This window comes from Stenotrophomonas sp. YJH_SMC_127 (genome assembly GCF_059372445.1).
Map to the genome: position 1 here is coordinate 159,485 of NZ_JCAFVO010000005.1, position 14,543 is coordinate 174,027.

Consider the following 14,543-nt stretch of genomic DNA (forward strand, 5'->3'; position numbering starts at 1 on the left):
TCCCGTCAGATGGCCACGTTCTGGAGCTTCTTGCGACGGCCGTAGATCAGCGTCGCCAGCGCACGCGACACGGTGATCGCAGTGAACATGGAGGCGAAAATACCGATGATCATGGTCAGCGCGAAGCCCTTCAGCGGACCGGTACCGAATGCGAACAGCGCCACGCCGACGATCAGGCCGGTCAGGTTGGCGTCGAGGATGGTGCCCGAGGCACGCTCGTAACCGGTCACGATCGCGGTCTTGCCCGGCACGCCGGCGCGCAGTTCTTCACGGATACGCTCGTTGATCAGCACGTTGGCGTCCACCGACAGGCCCACCGACAACGCCAGGCCGGCGAAGCCCGGCAGGGTCATGGTGGCGCCGAACAGCGACATCACCGCCACCACGATCAGCAGGTTGAACAGCATCGCCGCCGAGGTGATCACACCGAACATGCGGTAGTAGATGCTGAAGAACACCAGGGTGAACAGGAACGCGAACACCACCGCGCGCATGCCGTTCTTGACGTTCTCGGCGCCCAGGCTCGGGCCGACCACGCGCTCTTCGACGAAGTCCATCGGCGCGGCCAGCGAGCCGGACTTCAGCAGCTTGGCCAGGTCCTCGGCTTCCTTCTTCTGCAGGCCGGTGGTCTGGAAGTTCTTGCCGAACACGCCGTTGATGTTGGCCACCGAGATCACTTCCTCGTTGACCTTGAAGCCACGCACTTCCTGGCCGTCGACGACGGTCACGGTCGGCACGCGTTCGGTGTAGACCACCGCCATCGGCTTGTTCACGTTGGCGCTGGTGAAGTCGAACATGCGCTGGCCGCCGACATTGTTCAGCGTCACGCTGACGGCCGGGGAGCCACTATTCGAATCGGTCACCGCCTGCGCGCCGACCATCTGGTCACCGGTGACGATCACGCGCTTGTTCAGCAGGATCGGGCCGCGGCCATCACGCTGCTGGTAGACCTTCGCTTCCGGCGGGATGCGGCCGGAATTGATGGCGTCCTGCGCATTGCCCTCGACCACCGCGCGGTACTCCAGGGTGGCGGTGGCGCCGATCATGCGCTTGGCTTCGGCGGTGTCCTGCACGCCCGGCAGCTGCACGACCACACGGTCGGCACCCTGGCGCTGGATGATCGGCTCGGCCACGCCGAGCTGGTTCACGCGGTTGCGCAGGGTGTTGATGTTCTGCTCGATGGCGCCGTTGGCGATCTGCGTGATCTCGGTCTCCGGCACGGTGGCCGTGATGCGGTTGCCGCTGACGTCATAGCCGAGCGTCGGCTGTGCCTTGACCAGGGCGGCACGGGCACGCTGCGCGGCGTCGTCACCGGCGGACGGGCTCAGGTTGGCCACGATGCTGTTGTCCGCACGGCGCTCCACCGACTGGTAGGCGATGCGGGCGTCACGCAGGGTGCTGCGCACGTCTTCGGTGTAGGCATCCAGGCGCTTGTCGAGGGCGGCCTTCTGGTCGACCTGCAGCACGAAGTGCACGCCACCCTGAAGGTCCAGGCCGAGCACCATCGGGCGACCGCCCAGCCGGGCCAGCCAGTCCGGCACGGTCGAGGCCAGGTTCAGGGCCACCGTGTACTTCTCGCCGACGGTGTCGCGCAGGGCATCGCTGGCCGCAGACTGCGACTTCAGGTCCGGCAGACGGACGATCAGGCTTTCCCCTTCCTTTTCGGCACCGATGGCAGTGACCCCGGCCTTCTTCAGGTCGGCCAGCACACGGTCGCGCAGCGCATCGTCGATCTGCCCGCCACGGTTGGCGGTGATCTGGATGGCCGGGTCCTTCTGGTAGATGTTGGGCAGCGCGTACAGCGCACTGAGCGCCAGTACGATCAGGATGACGACGTACTTCCAGCGTGGAAATTCGAGCATTGCTTGGGTCCCGCGCGGCGCCATCCCCGGCGCCGCGGTTGTGCTTCGGAAAGGGAGTGGCTTACTTGGCCGAATCCAGGGTGCCGGTCGGCAGCACGCTGCCGACAGCGCCCTTCTGCACGCGGATGCGCACGTTCTCGGCCACTTCGATGGTGATGAAGTTGTCGCCGATGTCGGTGACCTTGCCGGCGATGCCACCGTTGGTCAGCACTTCGTCGCCACGCTTGATCTTCTCCAGCATGGACTTGTGTTCCTTCTGCCGCTTCATCTGCGGGCGGATCATCAGGAAGTACATGATGGCGATCAGGATGATCGGGAACAGCAGCGTGGTCAGGCCCATGCCCTGCGGTTGGCCGCCGGCGGCCTGGGCGTGGGCGGCGGGAATCAGGAAAGCAAGCAGGTTCATCGTTGGTCCTTTGGTTGGGCGGCGCTCCCGTCCCTTCAGGGACGGGGGTGTCGACCGCGGATCTGGGTCAGCCTTGAAGTATGCCACGGCCCCGGGCGTTCGTCCTTGGGCCGTTTGGCAGGGGGCGTTCGGGTTACAGCGGCGGGGGCACCGCCCCGCGTGCCGCGTAGAAGGACTCACGGAAGGCCAGGAAGGTTCCCGCCTCGATCGCCGCGCGGATGTCGGCCATCAGCTTTTCGTAGTAGAACAGGTTGTGCAGGGTGCCCAGCATCGGCGCCAGCATCTCGTTGCAGCGGTCCAGGTGGCGCAGGTAGGAACGGGTGTAGCCGCCGGTGCAGGCCACGCAGCCACAACCCGGCTCGATCGGGTCCATGTCGCGCGCGTACTGGGAGTTGCGGATGCGGACGGTGCCGAACGAGGTGAAATAGTGGCCGTTGCGGGCGTTGCGGGTCGGCATCACGCAATCGAACATGTCCACGCCACGTGCGACACCCTCGACCAAGTCCTCTGGCCGGCCCACGCCCATCAGGTAGCGCGGGCGGTCGCCCGGCAGCTCCGGGTCCAGGTGGTCGAGCATGGCGTTGCGCTCCTGCTCCGGCTCGCCCACGGCCAGGCCGCCGATGGCGTAGCCGTCGAAGCCGATCGCCTGCAGGGCATCGGCCGAGCGGCTGCGCAGGTCGGTATGCACGCCGCCCTGGACGATGCCGAACAGGGCCGCGTCGTTGCCCAGTTCGTCATGCGCGTTGCGGCTGCGCTGCGCCCAGCGCAGGCTCAACTCCATCGAACGGCGGGCAACGTCCTCGGTGGCCGGGTACGGGGTGCATTCGTCGAAGATCATCACGATGTCCGAATCGAGCACCTTCTGGATCTTCATGCTCTCCTCGGGACCGAGGAAGACCCGTGCGCCGTCGGTCGGCGAGGCGAAGGTCACGCCCTGCTCGGTGATCTTGCGGCGGTGCGCCAGCGAGAACACCTGGAAGCCGCCGGAGTCGGTCAGGATCGGGCCATCCCAGCGGCAGAAGCCGTGCAGGCCGCCGTGGTCGGCGATGATGTCCAGGCCCGGGCGCAGGTACAGGTGGAAGGTATTGCCGAGGATGATCTCGGCGCCCAGCGCGCGCACCTGGTCCGGCAGGATGCCCTTGACCGAGCCATAGGTCCCCACCGGCATGAAGGCCGGCGTTTCCACCGTGCCACGCGGGAAGGTCAGGCGGCCACGGCGGGCACGGCCGTCGCGGGTCTGGAGCTGGAACTGCAGTCGGGACATGGAGCGGTCATTGGGGCAAATAGTTGCCTATTGTCTCCCAAGAAGGCGTGCGCACCAAGGTGCGCACCCACAGGGGGCCCCTGCCCTCCCGGGGCGCGCTACCCCGCCTGCGGGAACAGCAGCATCGCGTCGCCGTAGCTGAAGAAGCGGTAGCGCTGCTCGATCGCGTGCTGGTAGGCCTCGAACACGCGCTCCTTGCCGGCAAACGCGGAGATCATCATCAGCAGCGTGCTTTCCGGCAGGTGGAAGTTGGTCACCATCGCGTCCACGCTGCGGATGCGGTAGCCGGGGGTGATGAAGATCTGCGTCTCGCCGGCGAACGGCAGCAGCTCGCCATCGCGCATCGCGCTTTCCAGCGCGCGCACCACAGTGGTGCCGACGCCGATCACGCGGCCGCCAGCGGCGCGCGTGCGCCGCACCTGCTGCACCAGTTCGGCACCGACATTCAGCCACTCGCGGTGCATCACGTGGTCCTTCAGGTCTTCGGCACGCACCGGCTGGAAGGTGCCCGCGCCCACGTGCAGGGTGACGTGGCCGAACTCCACGCCCTTTTCCTTCAGTGCGGCCAGCAACGGTTCGTCGAAATGCAGGCCCGCGGTCGGTGCCGCCACCGCGCCCACTTCACGCGCGAACACGGTCTGGTAGCGCTCGCGGTCGTCCACGCCCGGCTCGCGCTGGATGTACGGCGGCAGCGGCAGGCGGCCGGCATGCAGCAGCCACTGCTCCAGCGACTCGGGCACGTGGAACTGCAGCACGTAGAACTCGCCATCGCGGCCCAGCACCTCGGCTTCGCCACCGGCATCCAGCGCGATGCGGCTGCCGGCCTTCGGCGACTTGCTGGCGCCCACCTGGGCACGGGCCTGCTGGCCGCCGAGCAAGCGCTCGATCAGGATCTCCACGCGGCCGCCGCTGGCCTTCTGCCCGAACAGGCGCGCCGGGATCACCCGGGTGTCGTTGAACACCAGCAGGTCGCCCGGCTGCAGCAGCGACGGAAGGTCACGCACCTGCAGGTCGGTGAACGCGGCGGGGGCTTGCGGCACCAGCAGCAGGCGGCTGGCGGAACGCTCGGCCAGGGGCGCCTGCGCGATCAGTTCGGCCGGCAGGTCGTAGTTGAAATCGGACTTCTTCAAGGCAGTGGGCGGCAACAGGTCGACAATGGCGCGCATTGTACGTCCAGCGTCTGCGAGCCGGCGTGCTTCGCGGCGAACGTCGCGCAAAATGCTGCTATGCAGCAGGTTTTTGCGGGGTTATCGCGCAAAAAAACAAGTGCTAGCATCGAGTCGGAAGTCCGCTGCACGAGCCTGCCCCCAAGCGCGCGTTGACGCGCGTTTTGCTTTTGAAGGCCCGTGCGACCCATCGTTTCAGGAGATCTGCAATGAGCTTCATCGAACGCCTCGCCCCCCTGCGCACCCAGCCCGGCACCCGCCTCACCACCGGCCTGGACGACGCCACCCTGACCGCCCTGTCCGTCCGCCACCCGCAGCTGATCGCCGCAGTGGATGCCGCCGCCGAGGAGTTCGCGCGCGTGCAGGCCGACCTGGGGCCGCTGCTGGCGCAGGACGAACAGGCGCAGATCGACGCGATGCAGGACGGCTTCGTCAATTTCTACGCCGATGATGCAGTGACCCCGTACGTGGCGCTGGCCGCGCGTGGCCCCTGGGTGGTCACCCTGAAGGGCGCGGTGCTGTACGACGCCGGCGGCTACGGCATGCTCGGCTTCGGGCACACCCCGGATGCCGTGCTGGAGGCGATGGCACGCCCACAGGTGATGGCCAACATCATGACCCCCAGCCTGTCGCAGCAGCGCTTCATCACGGCCCTGCGCGCCGAGATCGGCCACCGCCGTGGCGGCTGCCCGTTCGCGCGCTTCATGTGCCTGAATTCCGGCTCCGAGGCGGTGGGCCTGGCCGCGCGCATTGCCGACGTCAACGCCAAGCTGCAGACCGACCCGGGCGCGCGCCACGCCGGCGCCACGATCAAGCGCGTGGTGGTCAAGGGCAGCTTCCATGGCCGTACCGACCGCCCTGCCCTGTATTCCGATTCCAGCCGCAAGAGCTACATGCAGCACCTGGCCAGCTACCGCGGCGAGGATTCGGTGATCACCGTGGCGCCGTACGACGAGGCCGGCCTGCGCAAGGTGTTCGAGGACGCCGCACGCAACCAGTGGTTCATCGAGGCGGTGTTCCTGGAACCGGTAATGGGCGAAGGCGACCCGGGCCGTTCGGTGCCGCCGGCGTTCTATGCCGTGGCCCGTGAGCTGACCCGTGCGCACGGCAGCCTGCTGCTGCTGGACTCGATCCAGGCTGGTCTGCGCGCGCATGGCGTGCTGTCGGTGGTCGATTACCCGGGCTTCGAAGGCCTGGATCCGCCGGACATGGAGACCTACTCCAAGGCGCTCAACGCCGCGCAGTACCCGCTGTCGGTGCTGGCGGTGACCGAGCACGCCGCGCAGCTGTACCGCAAGGGCATCTACGGCAACACCATGACCAGCAACCCACGCGCGCTGGACGTGGCCTGTGCCACCCTGGCGCAGCTGACCCCGCAGGTGCGTGCCAACATCGCCGAACGCGGTGCCGAGGCCGTGCGCAAGCTGGAACAGCTCAAGAGCGAACTGGGCGGTCTGATCACCAAGGTGCAGGGCACCGGCCTGCTGTTCTCCTGCGAGCTGGCCCCGCAGTTCAAGTGCTACGGCGCCAATTCCACCGAGGAATGGCTGCGCCAGCACGGCATCAACGTGATCCACGGCGGCGAGAATTCGCTGCGCTTCACCCCGCACTTCGGCATGGACAGCGATGAGCTGGACCTGCTGGTCGGCATGGTGGGCCGCGCCCTGCGTGAAGGCCCGCGCCGCGAACAGGCGGCTGCCGCGTAAGCCTGCTTGGCGTTTGTAGAGTCGAGCCATGCTCGACTCAGCCTTTGCCGCGATCTGAACGAAGCGCAGCCGAGCGTGGCTCGGCTCTACAGAAGGCCTGTCAAGGCCTCATAATCCACCGACACCCCGTCCCTGACCGCCCTGCGGTTGGCGACGGGGCGTTTTCGTTTCCGGCCAAGAGACAGGAAGATCCATGAAATCGATCTGTGTGTACTGTGGTTCCAACGCTGGCAGCAAGCCGGCCTACACCGAACGCGCCATTGCCCTGGGTGATCGCATCGCCCGTGACGGCCTGCGCCTGGTGTATGGCGGCGGCAACGTCGGCCTGATGGGAACCGTGGCCAATGCCGTGCTCGCCGCCGGCGGGGAGGTGACCGGCGTGATCCCGCGCCAGCTGGCCGACTGGGAAGTGGCCCACCGCGGCCTGACCGAACTGGAGATCGTCGGTTCGATGCATGAGCGCAAGTCGCGCATGTTCGACCTCGCCGATGGCTTCGTCGCCCTGCCCGGCGGCTTCGGCACCATGGAAGAGATCTTCGAGATGCTGACTTGGCGCCAGCTGGGCATCGGCAACAAGCCATGCGCCTTCCTCGACGTGGAAGGCTTCTACGCCCCGCTGATCGGCATGATCGATCGCATGGTGGAAGAGCGCTTCCTGCATCCGGACCAGCGCCAGGACCTGTGGTACGGCTCGGACATCGAGGAAATGCTGGAGTGGATGCAGAACTACCAGCCGGCCCAGGCTTCCAAGTGGATCGACGAGAAGCGTCGCTCCGCCCTGCGCTGAGGCGACCCGGCGCGGTGGCTCAGGCCACTGCGCCGTCCCACGGCGCGGGACGGCCCAGCAGGTAGCCCTGGCCGTAGTCGCAACCTAGTTCGCGCAGCGTCTGCCGCTGCGCTTCGGTCTCGATGCCTTCGCCGATGGTTTCGATGCCCAAGGTGCGGGCCAGTGACAACACGCCCTCGACCAGCGCGCGCGTGCTCTGCACTTCCGGCCCATGCAGGCCGGCGATGAAGCTCTGGTCGATCTTCAACGTACTGATCGGGAAGCGGTGCAGGTAGGACAGCGCCGAGAAGCCGGTACCGAAATCGTCCAGCTGCACCTGGATGCCACGCTCGCGCAGGCCCTGCAGGATGCGCAGCGTATGCGGGCCATCATCCAGCAGCGCCACCTCGGTAATCTCCAGGCGCAGCCGACGCGGGTCGGCACCGCATGCATCGAGCAGACCGAACAGGCGGCCACTGAACTCGGCCGAGCGGAAATGGCGTGGCGATACGTTCACCGAGACATAGCCGTGGCCGCCTTCGGCCAGTCCCGCGATGACCTGTTCGTAGATCAGCCAGTCGACCTGCTCGATCAGGCCGCTTTCCTCGCCCAGCTCCAGGAACGCCCCGGGCAGCAACAGGCCACGACGCTCGTGGCGCCAGCGCAGCAAGGCTTCGTGCCCCACCACTTCGCCATCGGACAGGCGCACGATCGGCTGGTAGAACGGCACGAAGTCGCGGTTGTTGATCGCACGCCGCAGATCCGCTTCCAGGTCCAGGCTGCGCATCGCTTCTTCGCGCATGTCTTCGTCGAAGATCGCGCAGCGGTCATGACCCTGCGCCTTGGCCCGGTACATCGCCGCGTCTGCGTCGCGCAGCAGTTCTTCACCGGTCCGGTAGCGCGGGTTCCACAAGGCGATGCCCAGGCTGCCGGACGGGAACAGTTCGCGCCCGGCGATCCACATCGATTCCTGCAGTGCCAGCAACAGCCGCTGGCCGAACTCCAGCGCCTGTGCCAGCCCCTGCGGACACTGCAGCAGCACCGCGAACTCATCGCCGCCCAGCCGCGCCACCACGTCATCGGTGCCGGCCATCGATACGATGCGCTTGGCCACCTCCACCAGCATGCGATCTCCGGCAGCGTGGCCGATGCTGTCGTTGACCAGCTTGAAGCGGTCCAGGTCGAGGAACAGCACGGCGAACACCGGCCCACCCTCGCGCTTGGCCAGCGCCAGCGCATCCTGCAGGCGATCAAGCAGGTGCAGGCGGTTGGGCAGGCCGGTCAGCGCATCGTGCATGGCCTGATGGGTCAGGCGCTGCTCGGCACGCAGGCGCTCGCCGATCTGCCCGAGCAGCTTCTCGTTGACCTCGGCCAGCTCGCGGGTACGTTCCTCCACGCGCTTTTCCAGCTCGGCATGCGCCGAACGCAGCTGCTGCTGGTCGCGCTGGCGCGCCAGCCCGGTTCCGATGTTCTGTGCAACGAAGGTCAACAAGCGCTGATCGTGCACGCTGAACGTGCTGTTCTCGCTGTAGCTCTGCACCACGATCGCGCCGACCACCTCGTCATCGCGCAGCAGCGGCACGCCCAGCCAGCAATGCGAACGTGCGCCCGATTCGCGCACTTCGCCGCTGGCCAGCAGTGCGTCGATCTGCTGCCGCGAAGCCAGCAACGGACGCCGGTTGCGCACCACGTACTCGGTCAGGCCGCGGCTGAACGGGCGTGGTGCACGGCTGGCGTTGTGCTCGTCCACCGAGTAGACGAAGTCCAGGCCGCTGCCGGCCCCGTTCACCAGCGCGATATAGAAATTGCGCGCGTCAAGCAGGCGCCCGACCACGCCATGCACCTGCCCGTAGAACTGGGCCAGGCTGTCGGCCGACATCGCCATCTCGGCGATGTTGTACAGCGCGGTCTGCAGCTGCTCTGCGCGGCGGCGCTCGGCCACTTCATCCTGCAGGCTGTGGTTGGCACGCTGCAGCTCCAGCGTACGCCGCTCCACCTGCTGTTCCAGCCGGACCTGCGCCTGGCGCCGGTCCATCGCGGTCTGCACGTGCTGCGCGACAAAACCCAGCAGCGCCCGCTCGGCCTCGCCATAACGGGCCGCCAGCTCATAGCTCTGCACCACGATGGCGCCGCATACCCGGCCATCGCGCAGCATCGGCACGCCCAGCCAGTCCAGGCTCTCCGGTCCACGCTGCGGGTCGTGCTCCTGCTCGACCACGCGCGCCAGCAACTCGCGCGAGGGGCCGCTGAGCGGCTTGCCGTGGCGCAGCAACGCCACGGTCAGGCTGCGCGGCATCTCGTCGGCGTCATGGCTCTGCGACGGATCGGCCACGAAGTCATCGACCTGGTCGGCGAAGTACAGGAAGCGGATCTGGTCGCGGACATCGTCGTACTCGACGATGTAGCAGTTTTCCGCGTACATCAGCGTGCCAAGCACGCCGTGCACGTGACGCAGCATCTCCGACATCTCCAGGTCGGCGCCAGCCAGATCGGCGATCTGGAACAGCGCCTGCTGCAGCCGTTCAGCTTCTTCCAGCGCCTTGATCTGCCCGGCCTGGCGACCGCGCTGCAGCGCCAGCTCCATGGCCTGCCGGGCCAGCCCCCACCACGCCGCTGAAGGCACGGCGCCTTCGACCGACAACTGCAGGCGGGCACCGTCATATTCCCAGCCATGGCAACCGTTGCCCACGCCGGGCGCCGTCAACGCGTCGGCCGCCGCGACAGCCGGCCAGCCGCCCTGTCCGCGGCCCAGCTGCGGGTCATCCCAGCCAACGCGGACCACGGCCGAGTCCGGCAGCAGCGCATGCAATGCGCGCACCAGCGCCGTGCTCAGCACGGCCTCGTGTGGTGGCTCTTCCGCCGGTTCAACGTGCGTGGACAAATGACAATCTCTTGGCGCCGTCTGTGCGTCGCCTCCCCTGAGCCGCCGAGCATAGCGCGCCACCCGGGGGGCAATGGAAGCCCGTAAACCCCGAATCGTGCGCCCGTACGTTTTTCCTCCTGCCCGTAGCCGCTTCCACGCCATGAACCTCGCCCTGCCCGCCCCCGTCACCGGCTATGCGCCATCGCCTGCAGGCCTTACCCTGTACGCCGTGGAAGCCAGCGCACTGCCAACCGATGAAGCCTTGATGCTGGCCTGGGCCGGTGGCGACCTGCGCGCGTTCGAAAGCCTGTATGCACGCCATCGCAAGCGCCTGTTCGGCTTCCTGCTGCGGCAACTGCGCGACAACGCGCTGGCCGAGGAGATCTTCCAGGATGTCTGGCAGCGGGTGATCAGCGCGCGCGCGGGCTGGCAGCCTGACGCTGCATTCAGCACCTGGCTGTTCCGCATCGCCCACAACCGCCTGAACGACCACTGGCGGGCCGCTCGCCATCGCCCTGCCGCACCGGCCGACGCCGACCTGCGCCTGGCCGCGATCGAGGACGGGCAGACCCCGGAAGCCGAGCTTTCCGAATTCGAACAACGTCGCCGCATCCAGCTGGCGATGGAGCAACTGCCGCCCGAGCAGCGCGAAGTGCTGCAGCTGCGGCTGGATCAGGAACTGAGCCTGGAGGAGATCGGCCAGATCACCGGCGTAGGCCGGGAAACCGTGAAATCGCGGCTGCGCTACGCGATGGACAAGCTGCGTGCGGGATTGAACGCATGAACCGAGACGAACCGCTGACGCCGGAAGAACGCGAGCTGGCCCGGCTGCTCGGCCGTCGCGCCGAGCAGGCTCCGCCCGCCGCACTGGACGCCACCATCCTGGCCGCGGCCCGCGCTGCCGTGCACGCACCGGCGGCCGATGCTGCTGTCTCCGCCGAGGCGCCGCGCAGGCAGCGCACACGTCCGCGTTGGCCGGCGGTGTTCGGCATCGCCGCCTCGATGGTGTTCGCCATCGGCATCGCCTGGCAGCTGCGCCCGGAACCGCCGCCGGTTCCGGCAGGCGAGGCCGCTGTTGCTGCGGCACCCGCTGCGGCAGACGTCGCGGCCGCCGATCAGGCCGCTGGGAGCAGTCCAGCCGACAGCGCGGCTACGGCATCGGAAACGGCCACCGAACCTGCAGCACCCGAGGCGGCCCCTGTTGCTACTCCCCCGGCGCCGCCCGTCGCGCGGGTAGCCAAGCCTGCGCCGACCGAGACTGCTGAAGCTCCGGCCCAGGCTGCACGATCGATGGCGGCGGATGCGGCCGCCGATACGTCCTTTGCGGCGCTCCCGCCTGCTCCGGCCACCGCACCGGCAGCGGCACCGCCCGCGCCTCCCGCACCGGCTGCCTACTCAGCACCTGCACCGGCATTGGCGCCGGCCCCGGCAGGGGCGCTGAAAGCACGCACCGCCGAGGCGCCAATGGCCAACGCTGCCGATGCGGAACGGGCGCAGGCACTGGATCGGGTAGAGATCACCTCGATGAAGCGGCAGGCCCCGAGCCGCTCCGCGCCCGGCGTCATGCGCCGCGGCGCCGACGCGCGGCTCAGTGCGGATGCCGTGCAGGCCGAGGTGGACGCCGATGCACAGCTGCCGCGACGGCAGTGGCTGCAGAAGATCCGCGCGCGCCGCGATGACGGCCAGCGCGACCTGGCCCGCGCCAGCCTGGAGCGCTATGTGCAGCAGTATCCGGAAGCACGCCTGCCGCGCGACCTGCGCCCGCTGCTGGACGACTGAAGCCGGCAGTGACCTCCGGCGACCCCGTAGAATGGCGGGAATGCCCGATACCCTCGCCCAGCCGGTAAGCCACACGCTGGAAGTCAAACACAGCCGCTTCATTGCCCATGCCGCGCCGATCGATGGCGCTGCGGCAGCATTGGCGTTCCTGCAACAGGTGGCCGTAGCCGACGCAACCCACAACTGCTGGGCCTACCGGCACGGCCAGGACTACCGCTCCAGTGACGATGGCGAGCCCGCCGGCACCGCTGGGCGGCCGATCCTGGCTGCGATCGACGGCCAGGGCTTCGACCGGGTGATGGTGGTCGTGACGCGCTGGTTCGGCGGTATCAAGCTGGGCGCCGGTGGACTGGTGCGCGCCTACGGCGCCGCCGCCGCCGAATGCCTGCGTACCGCCCCGCGCTTGCCGCTGGTGGCGATGGCCCGGCTGCAGCTGTTGGCCGGCTTCGAGGATCTGGGCACCCTGCATGCCACCCTTCCCAGCTTCGGCGCCGTGAAGCGCGATGAACAGTTCGATGCCAACGGCGTGTGCCTGCGGGTCGAATTGCCGGCCGATCAGGTCGATGCATTGAAAATCCGCCTGCGCGACGCCACCCGTGACCGTATCCGCATACAAGACGACGACCAGGATGACTGACAAGGACGACGCCCCCGCCTCGGCCCCACCGCTGCGCCGCCTCGGCAGCCTGAGGACGCTGTGGCCGTTCGTGCGCCGCCACAGCGGGCTGTTCACCGCCTGGCTGCTGGCGCTGGCGGTCTCTTCGGCCGCCACGCTGAGCCTGCCCCCCGCCGTGAAGCAGATGATCGACCACGGCTTCACCAGCGGTGGCCAGATCAACCGTGCCTTCGCCCTGCTGATGCTGGTGGCGGTGGTGCTGGCACTGGCAACGGCCGCACGGTTCTTCTTCGTGTCGCTGCTTGGCGAAAAAGTCGTGGCCGACCTGCGCAGCCGCCTGTACGCACACCTGATCCAGCTCGGTGCCGGTTTCCATGACCGCAGCCGCAGCGGCGAACTGGTCTCGCGCCTGACCGCTGACAGCGAACTGCTGCGCAGCGTGGTCGGCTCGACCATGTCGGTCGCCCTGCGCAGCAGCGTCACCGTGGTCGGCAGCCTGGCCATGCTGTTCGTCACCAGCCCCAGGCTGGCGGCATGGTCGCTGCTCGGCATCCCACTGGCGGTACTGCCGATCATCATCGGCGCGCGCAAGCTGCGCACGGTTGCACGCAGCAGCCAGGACCGCATCGCCGATGCCAACAGCCTGGCCAGCGAGACGCTGGGCGCCGTGCGCACGGTGCAGGCACATGCACGTGAGCCTTACGAGCGCGGACGCTTCGACAAGGCACTGGGCGATGCCATCGGCGCCGCGCGCCGACGCATCGGTGCGCAGTCGCTGGTCACCGCCAGCGCCATCCTGCTGGTGTTCGGCGCCATCGTTGGCGTGCTGTGGCTGGGCGCGCACGATGTCATCGACGGGCGCCTCAGTGCCGGCACGCTGGGGCAGTTCGTGCTGTACGCGCTGATCGGCGGCGGCTCGGTGGGCGCGCTGGCCGAAGTGTGGAACGAACTGCAGCGTGCAGCCGGTGGCATGGGCCGCATTGGCGAACTGCTGCAGGAAGACATCGAGATCCGTGCGCCGGCGCAGCCGCACGTTCTGCCGCAACCATTGCGCGGCGAAATCCAGTTCGACGACGTGGTGTTCCACTATCCGCAACGTCCGGACCAGGCCGCGCTGGACCACTTCAACCTGCATGTCCGCCCGGGCGAGACGGTGGCCCTGGTCGGCCCGTCGGGCGCGGGCAAGAGCACGGTGCTGTCGATGCTGCTGCGCTTCCACGATCCGGCCAGCGGCCGCATCTGCGTGGATGGCATCGACGTACGCCAGGTCGATCCGGCCGAGCTGCGCGCGCAGCTGGCGCTGGTGCCGCAGCAGCCGACGCTGTTCGCGGCCAGTGCGCGCGACAACATCCGCTATGGCCGCCTGCAGGCCAGTGACGCCGAGGTCGAAGCTGCCGCGCGTGCGGCCGAGGCCGATGGCTTCCTGCGCGCGTTGCCGCAGGGCTACGACAGTGAGCTGGGCGAACGCGGTGCGCGCCTGTCCGGTGGCCAGCAGCAGCGCGTGGCGATTGCCCGCGCACTGCTGAAGGACGCGCCGATCCTGCTGCTCGATGAAGCCACCAGCGCGCTGGACGCACAGAGCGAGCACAGCGTGCAGCAGGCGCTGGAGCGGCTGATGGCCGGTCGCACCACGCTGGTCATCGCCCACCGCCTGGCCACCGTGCTCAAGGCCGACCGCATCGTGGTGATGGACCAGGGCCGCATCGTCGCCGAAGGTACCCATGCCCAGCTTCTGGCCGAAGGCGGACTGTACGCTGAACTGGCACGACTGCAGTTCATCGATTGATGACGGCCGGCTAACATCGGCCGGACCAAGCTGGCCTCGCATCAGCAGCATCCGCTGAAGGAGGTACGCGATGTCGTTCCGTCAGTTCCCTGCAGTCGACAGCAATGGCGAAAGCCACATCATCATCGAGTTCAAGCCCGAGGCGAATGGCAGCGGGCATCACTCTGAATCCACGCCGCGTTACGAGCTGGATGACGGGCGTCATCTGGTTCGCAATGGCCGCGAATTCACCACCAGCGGCGGCGAACTGCGGTTGATGATCTAGCGCTGCCCACCTTGGTGGGCACTGGCCGTGTCGCCCTGATCTGGTAGGTGTCGACCTCGGTCGA

Annotated in this window: 12 protein-coding genes; 7 read left to right on the forward strand and 5 right to left on the reverse strand. The window is 68.0% G+C overall.

The features are described 5' to 3' along the window. Nucleotides 1-5: 5 nt before the first annotated feature. From secD to queA, 4 genes are all read right to left on the reverse strand, one after another. Nucleotides 6-1,862, reverse strand: coding sequence for a protein translocase subunit SecD (secD, locus tag AC5QAB_RS13535; RefSeq protein ID WP_197561277.1), 1,857 nt, complete (start codon nucleotides 1,860-1,862; stop codon nucleotides 6-8). 61 nt (nucleotides 1,863-1,923) lie between these two features. Continuing rightward, nucleotides 1,924-2,268, reverse strand: a complete 345-nt coding sequence (gene yajC, locus AC5QAB_RS13540; RefSeq protein WP_014036867.1) for a preprotein translocase subunit YajC — start codon at nucleotides 2,266-2,268, stop codon at nucleotides 1,924-1,926. A gap of 133 nt (nucleotides 2,269-2,401) precedes the next feature. Beyond that, nucleotides 2,402-3,532, reverse strand: coding sequence for a tRNA guanosine(34) transglycosylase Tgt (gene tgt, locus AC5QAB_RS13545; protein ID WP_197561276.1), 1,131 nt, complete (start codon nucleotides 3,530-3,532; stop codon nucleotides 2,402-2,404). Between the two features lie 98 nt (nucleotides 3,533-3,630). Beyond that, nucleotides 3,631-4,698 (reverse strand): tRNA preQ1(34) S-adenosylmethionine ribosyltransferase-isomerase QueA, encoded by a 1,068-nt coding sequence (gene queA, locus AC5QAB_RS13550; RefSeq protein WP_014646825.1) that lies wholly within the window; start codon nucleotides 4,696-4,698, stop codon nucleotides 3,631-3,633. A gap of 209 nt (nucleotides 4,699-4,907) precedes the next feature. Here queA and AC5QAB_RS13555 point away from each other — a divergent pair, with 209 nt between their 5' ends. Then, the gene (locus AC5QAB_RS13555) at nucleotides 4,908-6,404 is read left to right on the forward strand and encodes an aminotransferase class III-fold pyridoxal phosphate-dependent enzyme (protein ID WP_014646824.1); all 1,497 of its coding nucleotides are present in this window, start codon (nucleotides 4,908-4,910) and stop codon (nucleotides 6,402-6,404) included. Nucleotides 6,405-6,597: 193 nt separating this feature from the next. Continuing rightward, nucleotides 6,598-7,191 (forward strand): LOG family protein, encoded by a 594-nt coding sequence (locus AC5QAB_RS13560; RefSeq protein WP_014036864.1) that lies wholly within the window; start codon nucleotides 6,598-6,600, stop codon nucleotides 7,189-7,191. A 19-nt stretch (nucleotides 7,192-7,210) separates the two neighbouring features. Here the strand turns inward: AC5QAB_RS13560 and AC5QAB_RS13565 are convergent, their stop codons facing one another. Continuing rightward, complete coding sequence (locus AC5QAB_RS13565) at nucleotides 7,211-10,051, reverse strand: bifunctional diguanylate cyclase/phosphodiesterase (protein WP_197561275.1); 2,841 nt, start codon at nucleotides 10,049-10,051, stop codon at nucleotides 7,211-7,213. Nucleotides 10,052-10,298: 247 nt separating this feature from the next. On the opposite strand from AC5QAB_RS13565, the gene AC5QAB_RS13570 reads away from it, so the two are divergent. From AC5QAB_RS13570 to AC5QAB_RS13590, 5 genes are all read left to right on the forward strand, one after another. Then, nucleotides 10,299-10,817 (forward strand): RNA polymerase sigma factor, encoded by a 519-nt coding sequence (locus tag AC5QAB_RS13570; protein WP_229653773.1) that lies wholly within the window; start codon nucleotides 10,299-10,301, stop codon nucleotides 10,815-10,817. After that, on the forward strand, nucleotides 10,814-11,812 hold the full coding sequence (locus AC5QAB_RS13575) for a hypothetical protein (protein ID WP_197561273.1): 999 nt from the start codon (nucleotides 10,814-10,816) through the stop codon (nucleotides 11,810-11,812). Before AC5QAB_RS13570 ends, AC5QAB_RS13575 begins: the two co-directional genes overlap by 4 nt. Nucleotides 11,813-11,852: 40 nt before the next feature. Further along, nucleotides 11,853-12,449, forward strand: coding sequence for a YigZ family protein (locus AC5QAB_RS13580; RefSeq protein WP_197561272.1), 597 nt, complete (start codon nucleotides 11,853-11,855; stop codon nucleotides 12,447-12,449). Further along, a complete protein-coding gene (locus tag AC5QAB_RS13585; protein ID WP_032960563.1) occupies nucleotides 12,442-14,214 on the forward strand; it encodes an ABC transporter transmembrane domain-containing protein in 1,773 nt (590 codons plus the stop codon). The genes AC5QAB_RS13580 and AC5QAB_RS13585 overlap by 8 nt, the downstream gene beginning before the upstream one ends. A gap of 70 nt (nucleotides 14,215-14,284) precedes the next feature. Continuing rightward, a complete protein-coding gene (locus tag AC5QAB_RS13590; RefSeq protein ID WP_014646818.1) occupies nucleotides 14,285-14,479 on the forward strand; it encodes a hypothetical protein in 195 nt (64 codons plus the stop codon). The last annotated feature ends 64 nt before the right edge of the window (nucleotides 14,480-14,543 follow it).